Source organism: Tenacibaculum geojense, from assembly GCF_042676005.1.
GTDB lineage: Bacteria > Bacteroidota > Bacteroidia > Flavobacteriales > Flavobacteriaceae > Polaribacter > Polaribacter geojense.
Genome location: NZ_JBHTJR010000014.1, coordinates 104,392 through 120,665, shown reverse-complemented (window position 1 = coordinate 120,665; position 16,274 = coordinate 104,392). Strand labels below are relative to the sequence as shown.

Annotated in this window: 16 protein-coding genes; 4 read left to right on the top strand and 12 right to left on the bottom strand. The window is 29.0% G+C overall.

Annotated features, from left to right (window positions below):
* Positions 1 to 62: 62 nt before the first annotated feature.
* The 3 genes from ACFQ1U_RS01245 to typA form a co-directional block, all read right to left on the bottom strand.
* Positions 63 to 1,214, bottom strand: a complete 1,152-nt coding sequence (locus tag ACFQ1U_RS01245) for a class I SAM-dependent methyltransferase (protein ID WP_386104473.1) — start codon at positions 1,212 to 1,214, stop codon at positions 63 to 65.
* 77 nt (positions 1,215 to 1,291) lie between these two features.
* Complete coding sequence (locus ACFQ1U_RS01240) at positions 1,292 to 2,692, bottom strand: fasciclin domain-containing protein (protein ID WP_386104471.1); 1,401 nt, start codon at positions 2,690 to 2,692, stop codon at positions 1,292 to 1,294.
* A gap of 246 nt (positions 2,693 to 2,938) precedes the next feature.
* Complete coding sequence (gene typA, locus ACFQ1U_RS01235) at positions 2,939 to 4,708, bottom strand: translational GTPase TypA (protein WP_386104469.1); 1,770 nt, start codon at positions 4,706 to 4,708, stop codon at positions 2,939 to 2,941.
* Between the two features lie 234 nt (positions 4,709 to 4,942).
* On the opposite strand from typA, the gene fahA reads away from it, so the two are divergent.
* Positions 4,943 to 6,223 (top strand): fumarylacetoacetase, encoded by a 1,281-nt coding sequence (fahA, locus tag ACFQ1U_RS01230; protein WP_386104467.1) that lies wholly within the window; start codon positions 4,943 to 4,945, stop codon positions 6,221 to 6,223.
* Positions 6,224 to 6,466: 243 nt separating this feature from the next.
* A complete protein-coding gene (locus ACFQ1U_RS01225) occupies positions 6,467 to 6,802 on the top strand; it encodes a hypothetical protein (RefSeq protein ID WP_386104465.1) in 336 nt (111 codons plus the stop codon).
* Positions 6,803 to 6,854: 52 nt separating this feature from the next.
* Here ACFQ1U_RS01225 and ACFQ1U_RS01220 read toward each other — a convergent pair whose 3' ends face one another.
* The 7 genes from ACFQ1U_RS01220 to ACFQ1U_RS01190 form a co-directional block, all read right to left on the bottom strand.
* Positions 6,855 to 7,112, bottom strand: coding sequence for a hypothetical protein (locus tag ACFQ1U_RS01220; protein WP_386104463.1), 258 nt, complete (start codon positions 7,110 to 7,112; stop codon positions 6,855 to 6,857).
* A gap of 11 nt (positions 7,113 to 7,123) precedes the next feature.
* Positions 7,124 to 7,417, bottom strand: coding sequence for a hypothetical protein (locus ACFQ1U_RS01215; RefSeq protein ID WP_386104461.1), 294 nt, complete (start codon positions 7,415 to 7,417; stop codon positions 7,124 to 7,126).
* A gap of 11 nt (positions 7,418 to 7,428) precedes the next feature.
* Positions 7,429 to 8,397 carry a deoxyhypusine synthase family protein gene (locus ACFQ1U_RS01210; RefSeq protein WP_386104459.1) on the bottom strand — a complete coding sequence of 323 codons (969 nt, stop codon included), beginning with the start codon at positions 8,395 to 8,397 and terminating at the stop codon, positions 7,429 to 7,431.
* Between the two features lie 76 nt (positions 8,398 to 8,473).
* On the bottom strand, positions 8,474 to 9,247 hold the full coding sequence (locus ACFQ1U_RS01205; RefSeq protein ID WP_386104457.1) for an RMD1 family protein: 774 nt from the start codon (positions 9,245 to 9,247) through the stop codon (positions 8,474 to 8,476).
* Between the two features lie 2 nt (positions 9,248 to 9,249).
* Positions 9,250 to 10,191, bottom strand: a complete 942-nt coding sequence (gene speB / locus ACFQ1U_RS01200) for an agmatinase (protein ID WP_386104455.1) — start codon at positions 10,189 to 10,191, stop codon at positions 9,250 to 9,252.
* A complete protein-coding gene (locus ACFQ1U_RS01195) occupies positions 10,178 to 11,578 on the bottom strand; it encodes an arginine decarboxylase (RefSeq protein WP_386104453.1) in 1,401 nt (466 codons plus the stop codon). The genes speB and ACFQ1U_RS01195 overlap by 14 nt, the downstream gene beginning before the upstream one ends.
* 391 nt (positions 11,579 to 11,969) lie before the next feature.
* On the bottom strand, positions 11,970 to 12,482 hold the full coding sequence (locus ACFQ1U_RS01190; protein ID WP_386104451.1) for a mechanosensitive ion channel domain-containing protein: 513 nt from the start codon (positions 12,480 to 12,482) through the stop codon (positions 11,970 to 11,972).
* 121 nt (positions 12,483 to 12,603) lie between these two features.
* On the opposite strand from ACFQ1U_RS01190, the gene ACFQ1U_RS01185 reads away from it, so the two are divergent.
* Both ACFQ1U_RS01185 and corA read left to right on the top strand, forming a co-directional pair.
* Positions 12,604 to 12,993, top strand: coding sequence for a hypothetical protein (locus ACFQ1U_RS01185; protein WP_386104449.1), 390 nt, complete (start codon positions 12,604 to 12,606; stop codon positions 12,991 to 12,993).
* Entirely contained in the window at positions 12,993 to 14,072 is a 1,080-nt protein-coding gene (corA, locus tag ACFQ1U_RS01180; RefSeq protein WP_386104447.1) for a magnesium/cobalt transporter CorA, read from the top strand. The genes ACFQ1U_RS01185 and corA overlap by 1 nt, the downstream gene beginning before the upstream one ends.
* A 15-nt stretch (positions 14,073 to 14,087) precedes the next feature.
* Here the strand turns inward: corA and ACFQ1U_RS01175 are convergent, their stop codons facing one another.
* Entirely contained in the window at positions 14,088 to 15,650 is a 1,563-nt protein-coding gene (locus ACFQ1U_RS01175) for a DEAD/DEAH box helicase (protein WP_386104445.1), read from the bottom strand.
* Between the two features lie 60 nt (positions 15,651 to 15,710).
* Positions 15,711 to 16,121, bottom strand: a complete 411-nt coding sequence (gene ytxJ / locus ACFQ1U_RS01170) for a bacillithiol system redox-active protein YtxJ (protein WP_386104444.1) — start codon at positions 16,119 to 16,121, stop codon at positions 15,711 to 15,713.
* Positions 16,122 to 16,274: the final 153 nt, after the last annotated feature.

The window sequence follows — 16,274 nt, the reverse complement described above, 5'->3', positions numbered from 1 at the left end:
AAAAACCAAAATAAATTCACTTTTTTTTAAATAAATCTTATAATTAAATATTCAAACAAAAACTAAAGCAACGTTTCTAAATAATGTTCTTGAATATGGTACATTGATTTTAAATCTTCAATCTTTGAAGTAATAGCCTCTTTATCTTTCTTTTTTGATGATTTAGCACCTATAAGCATTACATTTTTTCGAGTATGTTCATTACTTATAAATTCAAAAACTTTAGTATTATAATTATATTTTTCTAAAATAAGAGCTCTTATAGTATCAGTAACCATTTCAAATTGACGTTCTTTAAATATACCATATTTAAGTAACGGGCTCTCCTGCTCTACTCCTTTAACGTTTTTTCTAATTTGTTTATGACAACACGGAGCACAAATAATTAATTCTGCATTTGCTACTAACCCTTTATAAATAGCATCATCTGTAGCGGTATCACAGGCGTGTAAAGCTATTAAAATATCTATTTTATTATTTTCATATTCTTGAATAGGTTTCGCTACAAAATTTAAATTCTCAAACGAACATTTATTAGCCACATTATTACAGTAATTAACAAGCTCCTCTCTTAGTTCAATTCCAGTTACTGTTGCTTTAAATCCTTTTTTATTTACTAAGTAATCGTACAAAGCAAATGTTAAATAGCCCTTTCCAGATCCCATGTCAACAATTTGAACTGTTTTTGCGAGCTGTACAGTATTTAATTGAGCTTCTATTATTTCAAGATATTTATTTATTTGTCGGTATTTATCAGCCATTTTTGGAATAACTTGACCGTTTTTATCTGTAATACCTAAAAAAATAAGATATTCACTCTGTTCTGCTCTTTTTTCTTTTTGATGATCGTGAGTTTCAGGAAGTTTATTTTTAAAACTTGGGTTTGATATTTTATAACTTACCTTTTTCTTTTTTGATATAAAAACTAAAAAATCATTTTCTAAAGTGAATAATGTTGCTGTTCTAAATTTATTCAATAATAATTCTGAAAGCTCTTCACAAGCTTCTTTAAAATCATAGTTTTTAGTTTGATCATTAGTTGAATACCTGTAGGTAAACTGAAAAAAAGTTTGCTCTTTAATTACTATTTTTCTTACATAAACATTGGGTAAATTATCACTTTTACGTAATGGCTTACTCAATGTAATCTTTACAAAGGTGTCATTATTAATACTATTTTCTAACTGTAAGAAAAGCTTTTGTAAATCTATCATGTTGCAAAAATAAAATAAAAAACCCGCCTAATTGGCGGGTTTCATCAAATTAATCTACAAAAAAATGAAGATATTACTTAGGGTAGTAAAACGGTATCAACAGCATGAATAACTCCGTTAGTACCTTGTACATCGTTTGTAGCGGCACCAACTAAAATATTTACTGTTTGGTTACTTGATGTTATAATTTGAGCTCCAGATGTTAGATCTATAGTGATATCTCCACCTAATGTACTAACTACACCAGCTGATAACTGATCTGCTTGTACATTTGCTCCACTAACAACGTGATATTTTAAAACTGCATCTAAAGTTGCTATATCAATGTCAGCTAAAGAATTCCAGTCTGGATTAGAATCTAATAATGCTTGAAAAGCAGCATTTGTAGGTGCAAAAACCGTGAATGGTCCTTCTCCATTTAAAACACTTACAAAATCAGTAGTAAGTCTACTATCTGTTAATGCAGCCACTAAAGTTGTAAAACCTGCATTATTTAAAGCTAAAGTTACAATATTTGGAGGTAACATCACCTTGTCTATAATGTGAACTACTCCATTTGTACCTTCTACATCTACATCAACAGGTGCAGCATCACCGTTAAATTCAACTCCTCCAGTAACTTCTACTTGTAATGATAAAGGTTCATCATTTGGACCAGTTGCTAATGTAGTCACATACGTATCACTTAAATCTGTAGACATTACTTTACTACCTAATACGTGAAATAATAATACTCCCTGTAATGTTTCTACTGGAATATCATCTAAACTACTCCAATCTGGGTTAGAATCTAATAATGCTTGGAAAGCTGCATTTGTAGGTGCAAATACTGTAAATGGGCCGTCTGCTGTTAAAGCATCAACCAATCCTGCTTTTTGAACTGCTTCTACTAAAATACTTAATTCAGGTGTTGCAATTGCTAAATCAACTACATCTTGAGGTAAAACTTCAGGTAAAAGTACTTCATTAACTAAATGAATAACTCCATTACTTGCAGCAATATCTGCTGTAGTTACAGATACTGATTGATCTGTTGCAGACTCAATCATAACTCCATTTGATAAATCTACCATTAAAGATGCACCATTTAAAGTTGTTAATGATTGGTTGTCTGATAAATCTGTAGAAAAAGCTTGACCAGAAACAACATGATACTTTAAAATATCAGCTAAAGCTTCTGTTGGTATATCTTCTAAACTATTCCATGATGGCTTAGAGTCTAGTAAAGCCTGAAACGCAGCATTTGACGGTGCAAATACTGTAAAAGGTCCATCTGCTTCTAAAGGAGATACTAAATCTGCTCTTTGTAAAGCAGAAACTAAAATACTAAGATCACTTGTTTCAACTGCTAATTCTACAATTGAATCTTGTTCAATTACTACTACATCATCGTCATCATCACATGATGTAAATGTGGTAAGACCTAAGCATACAAATAAACTTAGTGCTAAGTACGATTTAATTTTTTTAGAAAACATCTAATGTTAAGGTTTTAGTTAACGCCTACTTCTCTTTAAAGTCTTTGTTCGGCAAATTTAGACTTTGTTTATTTTTTAGTTTAAAAAAGTAAACAAAAATGATTTGAACCAAAAAAATAACTGTTTAAAATCACAGTTATATTCCTCAAAATTAAGATTTATGTTTAAGTAAAACAAAAAATAACTAAACAAAAAATGTTAAAAAAAACAAAAACCGCCATTTTTGGCGGTTTTGAAAGGTGAAAATTATCTAAAATTAATTTTTCTTATTCTTAAATTTTCAGGTGTTACTTCTAAATATTCATCATCTTTAATGTATTCCATACATTCTTCTAATGACATATCTATTTTTGGAGCAATTTTAACACCATCATCAGAACCTGAAGCTCTTACATTGGTTAATTTTTTTCCTTTAATAAGGTTTACAGCTAAATCATCTTGCTTAGCGTTCTCTCCTACTACTTGACCTTTATAAATTTCTTGATTAGGATCGATAAAGAATTTACCTCTATCTTGTAAACGATCAATTGCATAGGCAGTAGCTTTTCCTGCTTCTGACGAAATGATTGCTCCGTTAACTAATTCAGAGAATTCTCCTTTATAAGCATCATATCCTCGTAAACGGTGATTAATAATAGCTTCTCCTTGAGTAGCTGTTAATAATTTGTTACGTAAACCAATTAAACCTCTTGAAGGAATATCAAACTCTAAATGTTGTAAATCACCTTTTGGTTCCATTACTAATAAATCACCTTTACGCATGGTTACCAAGTTAATAGCTTTACTTGCTAACTCTTCAGGGACATCAATTACTAAAGTTTCATAAGGTTCACATTGCTTTCCGTCAATTTCTTTTAAGATAACTTGTGGACGACCTACTTGTAACTCATAACCTTCACGACGCATAGTTTCTATTAATACTGATAAATGAAGAATTCCACGTCCGAAAACATTAAATTTATCTTCAGTATCTGTATCTTCAACACGAAGCGCTAGGTTTTTTTCTGTTTCTTTATATAAACGATCACGTAAGTGACGAGAAGTTACATATTTACCTTCCTTCCCATAGAATGGCGAATTGTTAATCGTAAATAACATACTCATTGTAGGTTTATCTACTTCAATTCTTGGTAATGCTTCTGGGTTTTCTAAATCAGCAATAGTATCTCCAATTTCAAAATCATCAATACCTGTTACAGCACAAATGTCCCCACTTCTAACTTTATCAGTTTCAGCTTTACCCATTCCTTCGAAAACATGTAATTCTTTGATACGAACTTTTTTAGTAGTACCATCAGCCTTACATAACATGTAATCTTTATTCTTTTCTAAATCTCCTCTATAAACTCTACCAATTGCAATTCTTCCTTTAAATGAAGAATAATCTAAAGATGTAATTTGCATTTGTGGAGTTCCTTCTCTATAAGGTGCTTCAGGAATAGTTTCTAAAACAGCATCTAATAAAGGAATAATATTTTCTGTAGGTTCTTGCCAATCTTGACTCATCCATCCGTTTTTAGCAGAACCATAAATTGTTTTAAATTCTAATTGTTCTTCAGTAGCATCTAAAGCAAACATTAAATCAAAAACCTTTTCATGAACTAAATCAGGAGTACAGTTTTCTTTATCAACTTTATTAACTACTACTATTGGTGTTAACCCTAACTCTAATGCTTTACCTAATACAAAACGAGTTTGTGGCATTGGCCCCTCAAAAGCATCTACTAATAATAAAACACCATCAGCCATTTTTAATACACGCTCTACTTCTCCTCCAAAATCGGCGTGCCCAGGAGTATCTATTACGTTAATTTTAACTCCTTTATAGTTTACAGATACGTTTTTAGATAAAATAGTAATACCACGTTCACGCTCTAAATCATTATTATCTAATAATAAATCGGTACGTTCTTTACGTTCATCTAAAATTTTAGCCTGATCAATAATTTTGTCTACCAACGTTGTTTTACCGTGGTCTACGTGTGCAATAATTGCTATGTTTCTAATAGATTGCATAAAAGCCTTTGTTATTTTTGCGCAAAAGTAATGTTTACATATGAAATGCACTAATGAACTTATAATTATTTATGTATTAAATACTGTTTGATTATCAGCTAAGTAATCATTTTAAACAATTGTTAAGAATTATTTAATTTTTAAAGCAATGTTAATTTATTTATTTTTTAAAAGAAAGCTTGTTGCGCTTTGAAAAAATATGTAGGTTTGATAAAACAAAAACAGACATACTGAATGAAAATTACTGCTAACAATCCGAATAGAAAGTCTTGGCTTAAGGTTGATGAAAACTCAGATTTTCCAATACAAAATATTCCTTTTGGTGTTTTTTTAACCAGAGATGATATTATTACCATAGGAACAAGAATTGGTGATTTTGCTATAGATTTAGGTGCATTACACCAGTTAGGCTATTTTGAAGGTATTCCATTAACAGACGATATTTTCTTACAAGATACTTTAAATGATTTTATTGCTGACGGACGCAAAACATGGCGTTTAGTTAGAAATAGAATTGCTGATATTTTTGATGTTACCAATGGTAAGTTAAGAGATAACGCAGAACATAAAGACAAAATTATTTTTAGAATGGACGAAGTAGAAATGCTTTTACCTGTAAGTGTTGGTGATTATACCGACTTTTATGCAAGTAAAGAACATGCTACTAATGTTGGTTCTATTTTTAGAGATCCAAAAAACGCATTGTTACCAAACTGGTTACACATACCAATTGGTTATCATGGTAGAAGTTCATCAATTGTACCTTCAGGAACTCCTATTAGAAGACCTTTAGGGCAATCTAGACCTGCAGAAGGATCTAATACTCCTGGTTTTGGTCCCTCTAAATTATTAGATTTTGAGCTAGAAATGGCATTTATTACCACAGATGCTAACGATTTAGGCGATAGAATACCAATTGAAGAAGCTGAAGAACACATTTTTGGATTGGTTTTATTTAATGATTGGTCTGCTCGTGATATTCAAGCATGGGAATACCAACCATTAGGGCCTTTTTTAGGTAAAAACTTTGCTTCAACTATCTCACCATGGATTGTAACATTAGATGCTTTAGAACCATTTAGAGTAGACAACCCAAAACAAGACCCTAAACCATTACCTTATTTGCAGCATGAAGGAAAACATAGCTTTGATATCAATTTACAAATGGCTATAAAACCAGAAGATACTGATGAAACTGTGGTTTGTAATTCAAACTTTAAGTATATGTATTGGACTATGGCACAACAATTGGCTCATCATACTGTGAACGGTTGTCCTGTAGAAGCTGGAGATATGATGGGAAGTGGAACAATTTCTGGTCCGACAAAAGATAGTTTTGGTTCTATGTTAGAATTAACTTGGAGAGGTCAAAATCCATTAAAAATGAATGATGGAACAGAACGTAAATTTATTAACGATTTTGATACCGTTATCATGCGAGGTTATTGTAAAAATGATGATATTCGTATTGGTTTTGGTGAGTGCTCTGGTAAAATATTACCCGCTAAAGAATAAATAAATTTTCACTTTAAATATTATAAAATCCATCAATAAAAATGATGGATTTTTTTTATTTATTTATTCAACGTATTTAAAAAAAATGTATTTTTAATATAGTAATATAAAAGCCTATGTAACATCATTTTCTTTATCAACCACGCGCAAAACTATGGTGGTTTTATGCTAAAAGTAACTTGGACTTGTTGTGGTTAAAATCCAAGCAGAATTATATCAAAAAAACAATATAAATTAAAGAAAATGAAAGCATTTATAATAAAATCTATAGTAATATTATTCGTAACTACTGGCTTTACAGTAAATAATTTAAGAAATCAAACAGCTACAATTAAAGCTACATTTGATGGTTTTGACGAATATGGTTACAGCTTTTTATTTACAAATGAAGATGACGAAGAAGAAATTATCACTTTTGATAGTGTTTCTGGAGACATCTTAAAAAAATACAATTTAAAAGATGAATCTTTAGTTGGAGAAGAATTTGAAATTACTTACGAATTAGTTACTGTTGAAGACGAGGATGAAGAAACCTCTTCAGATAAACCAGTACTTAAAAGTATAAAAAAGGTTGAGTAATTAAATTATAAAAACAAAAATCCCATTTCAATTTGAAATGGGATTTTATTTTTTAAAGTTTTACTAATTTATCAATTTTAAAAACCATAAAGTCTTCATCATCTTCGTCTATAATTTCTTTATAAACTACTTCAAATCGTTGATTTTTAAATTGATTATTTTTTAAGTCGAACTCAGAGAGTATATTTTTATTTATTTGTTCAAAATCTAATAAATCTCCATTTTCTAACTCAAAAATAAAATAACCATTAGAATACTCTTTGAATACTCCAATACTTGTTACTGATTGATTTTCAATAGCAGAACTCATATTTATAATAATTAAAATTCTTCGCGCTCTTCAATTTCATCAGAATAACCAAAATCTTCATCATTACCATCATCAAAAGACGAATCGTCTTCTGCATAATCTTCCATGGTTTGTTCTAATTTGGTACTTATTTTAACTAAATATACAGTATCATCTGTTTTAACTTCTACTGCTTTAATGGTTTCTCCTTTTAGATTTTTAAATGATATTACATCATCATAATCATATCCGTCAGGATATTTTTCTACCAATAAATCTAAAATATCAGTAGTTAATTTTGAATAATCTACAATAACACGTTTCATAGTTTAATTTTTTACATGTTTAACAGGTAAGCAAATATTAACGGAGCTACAATTGTTGCATCACTTTCTATTATATACTTTGGTGTATCAATATCTAATTTACCCCAAGTAATTTTTTCATTTGGAACTGCTCCTGAATAGGAACCGTAACTTGTTGTAGAATCTGAAATTTGACAAAAATAACTCCAAAATGGTGTATCTTCTCTTTCCATATCTTGGTATAACATAGGCACTACACAAATTGGGAAATCTCCAGCAATTCCTCCACCTATTTGAAAAAATCCAATTCCAGTTTCTGAATTATCAGTATACCAATCTGCTAAGAAAGTCATGTACTCTATACCAGATTTCATTGTTGAAGCTTTTAATTCTCCTTTTAACACATAAGAAGCAAAAATGTTACCCATGGTACTGTCTTCCCAACCCGGAACAACCATTGGTAAATTTTTCTCTGCTGCAGCGTACATCCAAGAGTCTTTTAAGTCTATTTCATAGTATTCTTCTAAAACACCAGATAATAATAGTTTATACATAAACTCATGCGGAAAAAAACGTTCTCCACTTTCTTCGGCATCTTTCCATATTTTTACAATATGCTTTTGTAAACGTCTAAAAGCCTCTTCTTCAGGTATACATGTATCTGTTACACGGTTTAATCCTTTTAATAATAAGTCCCATTCATCTTGTGGTGTTAAATCACGATAATTAGGAACTCTTTTATAATGACTATGAGCAACTAAGTTCATAATATCTTCTTCTAAGTTAGCTCCTGTACATGAGATTATATGTACTTTATCTTGACGAATCATTTCAGCAAAAATCTTACCTAATTCAGCAGTACTCATAGCTCCAGCTAATGATACTAACATTTTTGATCCCTGCTCTAATTGTGCCTCATACCCTTTTGCTGCATCTACTAAAGACGCTGCATTAAAGTGTAAAAAATATTTTTCTATAAAATTTGAAATTGGCTTTTCCATTTTATTCTTTTGTTTCTAAACAACTATCAGCTAAATCTTTATTTTATTTAACTGATAGTGTTTTTAAATTTTTGTTTTAAATTAATTTTTCAATAATTACTTGTACAACTTCGAATAAGATTAAAATAATTATAATCCATTCTAACATACTACTGTATTTATGTTGCATGATATCGTTAAATAAGTCTAAGTTTTCTTTAATAGCATTCAAACTATTCTCAATACTTTGATGCCTACTTACTATATCTAACTCATCTTTCAACTTATAATCTAATACAGATAAATCTTTATTGTTCCAAGCAACATCTGGTGAATCAAAAACAAACAGGTCTTCAGCAATGTTATTTTTTAAATTCATGGTTCGACCAATAAACTTTCTCATTTGTAATTTAGATAGTTTAAAGGTTCCTGTTTTTTCTAATTGTTTAGAATACACCAATGTTTTACTATGTAAATCTGATGTTTTGTTCACGTAATTCATTAACGCTACAGACTGCGCCAGATTTAACATAATGATATGCGCAATATCATGATTTAACTCTTTAATATGAATCTCTCCAAAATCAACATCTATTTCATTGCCAGTCGTTAACTTATACGTTTCTGACGGTAAATCTGTACTGTTTTTTTTATGATTACTGATGATGTTTAATGTGTTTTCAATTAAATCATCTGTACAATTTATAAAAACTACACTTCCGTAATCTTTAATATAGATGTACCCATTATTAGTTACTTCATATAAAAGAAAAGAACGTTCACGTTTGATTAACTTAAAGTTAGTAAACTGATTTCGAATAAGATTAAGCTGTAATCTTCTTTCTAAATGAAAAGCTTTTGCTAAGCTCATGATTAATAATCTTCCTCTAAATCATTTTTAAACTTAGCTATAGACGCATGTTTATCATCTTCTTCATCTTCATCAAAATCATCATTTTCTGTATCTGAAAATTTATAACTAAGCATTTTATAATAAAGTTTAGCTGCTGCGAAATCTGATGATTTATCAATTTCATTTGGGCATAACTCTACAATATCAAAACCAACTACATTTTTTTCTTCAAAAACTCTGCGTAAAAACTCTAAAGTTTCATACCAAAATAATCCTCCAGGCTCTGGAGTTCCTGTACTTGGTAATATTGAAGGATCTAAGGCATCTAAATCAAAAGTAATAAACACATTACCTGTTAATTGATCAATTACATTATCCATCCAATATTCATTTATGGCCATTTCATGGGCAAAAAACACTTTTTCCTCATTCATAACTGTTCTCTCTGTAACATCCATGCTTCTAATACCAACTTGAACTAGGTTTGTATTTTGACTTGCTTCATAAACTGCACACGCATGATTACAGGTTGATCCTTCGTATTCTTTACGTAAATCAGCATGGGCGTCAATATGTAAAACAGTTAAGTTATCAAAACATTCATTAAAAGCGCGAATAGTTCCTATTGATATTGAATGTTCTCCACCAAACAAGGTTACAAATTTGTTTTTATTTATATACTTTTTAGTTGTTGCATGTACTGCTTCAACCATAGCCTCTGGAGAAGTGCTTTCTGTAACAGGATCTGCTAAGAAAATACCTTCTTTATAAACTTCAGAGTTGGTTTCAATATCATAAAGTTCCATGTTTTCTGAGGCATTTAAGAATGCTTCAGGACCTTTGTCTGCTCCTTTTTGCCAAGTACTAGTTCCGTCATAAGGAACTGGTATTAATACTACTTTAGCGGTTTCTAATTTTCCGTATTTTTCAGGAATTCCTGCGTATGTTTTAGTCGTTTTCATAACCTAAAATTGAAAGTAATTCTTCACTTTTTTGTTGTCCTTTAAATAATTTAGTTGTAATCTCACCATTTTCATTTCTATCAATTAAAATGTGTTTTGGGTTTGGTATTAAACAGTGTTGTAACCCTCCAAAGCCACCAATTGTTTCTTGATATGCTCCTGTGTTAAAAAAACCGATAAATAATGGTTTTTCTTTTTCATACACAGGTAAATAAATAGCGTTTATGTGTTGTTCAGAGTTGTAATAATCATCACTATCACAGGTTAATCCTCCTAATAAAACACGCTCATATTGTTTGTTCCATTTATTAACAGGAAGCATTATAAATCGTTTACTTATTGCCCAAGAGTCAGGTAATGTTGTTATGAAAGATGAATTTATCATATTCCATTTTTCTCGATCGTTTTGCTTCTTTTGATATAATACCTCATAAATTGCTCCGCCTGACTCTCCTACAGTAAAACTTCCAAACTCTGTAAAAATGTTTGGCACCTCTACTCCTGCTTCATTACAAGCTGTATTTATTTGATTTATAATTTCCTCTACCATGTATTCATAATCATAATTAAATGCTAATGAGTTTTTGATAGGAAACCCTCCTCCAATATTTAAACTATCTAATGTTGGACAAATCTTTTTTAAGTTAATATAAACACGTAAACATTTTAAAAGCTCACTCCAGTAATAGGCATTATCTTTAATACCTGTATTGATAAAAAAGTGAAGCATTTTAAGTTCTATTTGAGGGTTTTCGGCTATTCTCTTTTCATAAAAAGAAACTATATTTTTATACCCAATTCCCAGTCTACTTGTATAAAACTCAAACTTTGGCTCTTCTTCCGATGCAATTCTAATTCCTACCTTAAATTTACTTTTAGTTTCATATAATAATAAATCTAATTCTTCATAATTATCAATTATAGGAATACAGTTTGTATGTCCTCCATCAATTAAACTAGCTATATTTGCTATGTATTGATCTCTTTTAAAACCGTTGCACAATACAAATGCATCATCTTTTAATTTGCCTGCTTTTTTTAAAGATTTTACAATATCTATATCAAATGCAGATGATGTTTCTATATGAATATCATTCTTTAAAGCTTCTTCTAAAACATATTTAAAATGAGAGCTTTTAGTGCAATAAGAATAGTTGTAGTTACCCTTATAGTCTAGCTTTTTAATTGCTTTGTTAAACCAACCTTTTGCTCGGTTTATATTTTCTGATATTTTTGGTAAATAAGTAAATTTTAAAGGGCTACCGTATTGCTCTGTTAAAGCCATTAAATCGATGCCGTGAAAAAATAAATTACCATTTTGTGTTTCAAACTCTTCTTGTGGAAAATCAAAAGTTTGCTCTATTAAATCTTTATATTTAGTATTCATTTTACAATATAACAGTTGCGTTAAAACATATCAAGACTATAGATGCTTAATAATTTTAACATAAAAATAATTTAACAATAAGATAATCTTATTGACTCCTATGATGTAATACTAAATATTAAACGCGTAAAGCTAAACAATCTCCACATTGCTTATAAAAATTAAGCAATAGAGAGTTAAAAGTGTAAGTAAAAGAAGAAACCTTAATTTTTTCGCTGTGTTTCCAAAACACTAAACAACTTTCTATCTTCTCTTGAAAATTGTTTACGAAATAAGTGAAACTTAACATTTAACTTATAGAATAAGATGCTGTAAATGTAAACTATTTTTTGAAACAAAAAACTTTTTTCAAAAAAAAATAAAATTTTTTAAAAATTTGAATAACAGTTGTTTATCTGTTATTTTTTGTCTTTATCAGTTCTATTCCTTTATAAAGTATAACTGTATTTGGTATGGTAATCTCTCTATTTCCTTCTGATGTTTTAATCAAAACATAAAAACCAGTTATGTTTTTAACCTCTCCTGTTAAATCAAGTTCTTTATCTAAAATTCTAATGGTATCACCAATTCTTACCGGATGGTAGAAAAATAAAATTATACTAGCTGTTAAGTTAGAAAGCATTGACCATTGTGCAAAAAAACCAACACCCAATACTGCTAATATAGAGGATACAAATACAATTAATTCATTAACACTGACGCCAAGAACAAATGGTATAGAAATAAAGAAAATTATGTAATATAATAAGTAACTTAAGTTAAGTATTAACTTCCTTCTGTGAGGTTCTATGTCATTTTTAACAATATACGCCTTTGTTAGCTTTTTAGTTATATTTATTACAATTAATAAACAGATGAAAGCATATAATACATAAGCGAATTTGTGTGTTAAAATAGATTGCATTTCTTAAAAAATTAAAGAACAAATTTACTATTAAAAACGAATTTAATAAACAATTAAACTTTACTTTTTTATCTTTTTAACGCCTAAAATTAAGTACATTTATATACTATAATTTTACATAATGACGTCAATTAATAATTCTAAACAGTTTAATTTTAATTTAGCGCATCTTTTTTATGCCGTAGCAATGGCTGATAAAAAGATAGAAGTTTCAGAAAAAAAGAAAATAGTTACTATTGTAGAAAAAAACTGGATTACTAATACCGCTAATAATAAAGAAGAAATTTATGAAACTATCAGAAACCTAATTTCTGATGGTATAACCTCTGAAACAGCTTTTAATCAATTTAAAAATTATGTTAAAGCTAACAACACTATCTTTACACCAGAATTATCTAAAAAAATTATTAAATCTTGTCACAGTATTTGTGAATCATTTGCCAGTAAAAATAAATCTGAATTAATTTTATTAGCTCACTTGCATAAATTACTTTTAAATACCAATGCTTAATGCAAACAATTAAAAAGCCTCGTTTTATTATTAAACAAACCAACACAGCAGGTCAAGTACCTGGTAAAATTATATTTGTTGGGGAACAAAAACAAACAGATGTTTTTATAGAGCTTATAGCTTACAATGAGAAAGAATATGTAGAAACTACACTTCAAAGCATTGACGAAGTATTTGAATATCAACAAAAATTTAAAAATGTTTGGGTAAATATTGACGGATTACATGATACTAAATTCATAAATTATGTAGGTTCTTTATTTGGTATTCATACGCTTATTTTGGAAGATATTGTTCATACAGGACAAATTCCTAGAGTTGATATTGAAGAAAGCTTTATGTTCACCGTTATTAAAATGTTGAGTATTCAAAAACAAACCCGTGAATTAAATGCTGAGCAAATTTCTATGTATTTATCAAAAGGGATTTTACTCACTTTTCAAGAAAAAGACGGTGATGTTTTTGAACCTGTAAGAGATAGAATTAGAAACGCTAAAGGTAGAATACGTAAGTTTGGTTTAACTTATTTAAAATATTCGTTGTTAGATACAATAGTAGATAATTACAATTTTTTAATGGAAATTTTTGGTGCTAATATTGAAGATTTAGAAGATAAAATTTTACTTCAACCTAATAATAATATTTTACAAGAAATTAACCGAAATAAAATAGAACTCAACTTTTTTAGAAAAGCTATAAGACCTGCAAAAGAGGCTATTTTATCATTTAAACATTTTAAAACAGATCTAATAAACCGTGAAGAACAATTGTTTTTTAACGATTTAAATGATGCTGTAAGGCAAGCAAATGATTCTGTTGAAAGTTATAAAAGTATGCTTAGTGAACAATTAACTGTTTATTCTACAAACGTAAATAATAGGTTAAATGATATTATGAAAGTGTTAACCATTTTTTCAGCTGTGTTTATACCAATAACTTTTATTGCAGGTATTTATGGTACTAATTTTGAAAACATTCCTGAATTAGGTTATAAAAATGGATATTACTATATGTGGTTATTTATAATCACAATTGCCATAGCAATGCTAGGGTATTTTAAATATAAAAAGTGGTTTTAATAACCACTTTTTATATTATTCATCCACAGGTGGATGACCAAATATTTCTTCATAAATCTCATCAAAATTATTTCTAAGATGAGAATTTAATTTTTTACGATAATCATCTTGAAGCCAATCAATAAAATTATGTGTTGACTTACAAATACACTTAGAATATCTATGAATTCTATCATCAATATCGCCACCTAGTTTTTTAGCTAAAATTAAGGCATCAAAAACATCTTCACTATTTTCTACACACATTTTAGCATGGTGCTCTATAGATCTTTCTAAAACTTTTTTAGAACTCTCCCCTGCTTGAATTGCATCTATATATACACGTTTAACATCAAAGTATAAATCTTCTTCTTTAGTATTAGAAAATTCTTCTTTAACATCAGCAGGTAACTCATATCTAAAGTTAGATTCTATTTCTTCATCAGATAATAAATTATCTAAATAAAAATTAGGAGCTCTAAACATTCGTTGCCAATCTAAATCTGCTCCCCAAGGACCAAATCTGTGAAAATTATTACCTAAATCAATTACATTAAATTCAGACTTATTAGGTAAAATTCTAGAACCTCTACCTATCATTTGGTAGTATAAGGTTAAAGATTTTGTAGCTCTGTTTAAAATGATAGATTTAACCGAAGGTTCATCAAAACCAGTAGTTAAAATACTTACCGAGGTAATAATGGCATTTGGTGTGTTTTTAAACCATTTTAGAATTAAATCACGTTCTTTTTTTGTATTTGTATTATCAAGATGAGCAATTGGATACCCAGCTCTTTTGAAAGTATCATACACATGTAAAGAAGTGTTAATACCATTATTAAATATTAATGTTTTAGTACCTTTTGCACGCTCTTCATAAGCTTGCAAAAGCTTAGATAGCATATCTGTATTGGTATATAAATCTTCTGATGATTTTACGGTATAATCACCGTTTGCTCCCACTTCTAACGAAGTTAACCCAACATTGTATGAATACACATTTGCTTTTGCTAAGTATTCATTTTCAATTAATGAATTAATAGTTTCCCCAACAATTAAATCATTATAATTATCTTTCATGGGTAATTTGATATTCGAACTTAACGGTGTTGCGGTTACACCTAAGATAAACGACTTATCAAAAAACTTAAATAATTTTGTAAAAGAGTTATAGTGAGCCTCATCAATAATAACTAAACCTACGTCAGATATATCTAACTTATCATCATTTAAACGATTGTTTAGGGTCTCAACCATAGCCACAAAACAATCATACTCTCCCTGATCATCTAAACTAGCTTTACTGTCAATAATTTTATTATCAACTGCAAACTCTTTAAGCATTTTTGCTGTTTGCTTACATAACTCAATACGGTGAGTCATAATAAGTACTTTTTTCTTATAATGCTTTAAAAACTGACGAGTAATTTCAGAGAAAATTACAGTTTTACCACCTCCTGTTGGTAATTGAAATAAAAGGTGATGGTTTTCTGGAGCATTTTCAAAACTTTTAAAAATATTGTGTAATGCTTCCTTTTGATAATCATAAAGGTCTTTTCCTGGTTTTTTGTTAGTTGTTGTTGGTGTTGTTGTGCTCAAATCAGATAAATTTTGAAGAATACAAAAATACGACAGATTTAAGGAAAACCCACAGAAAATCTACATTTCTTTTCCAAACTTATTCACATCAACCTCTAAAATATCATAATGAGATGTATGAAAAATTACACTTCCATTTTTAATTAACAGTAATTGAGGAGATTGATGCATTACCTGATATTGTGCTTCAATTGCATTAGAAACCTCTCTATAGCTCAATAAATCTAAATAATAAATGGTGTTATCTATAACATTATTACCAAGTAATTTTTCAAAATTTTTAATAACTGTACTGCTAACAATACATCTTGTAGAGTGCTTAAAAATTGCAACAACCTCATTTTTAGAAGCTAAATTAATTTCTGCTAATTGTTTTACATCTGTTAAAGGTTGCCAGTTAACTTTAGCTTCATTAGTTGCTAACTCGTTGTTATTCTCTTTTTTATTTTTATTGAATAGTTTTTTAAACATAATATATTTTGATTTTAACTCTAAGTCGTTATTGATATGCAATACTTTCAAAACGTCAAAACGTCAAAACGTCAGTAAAAACAATATGAAATCAGTCATTTTGACTGATTTATAACCATTTACATAACTGGTATTGATTTTGAAACACTACAA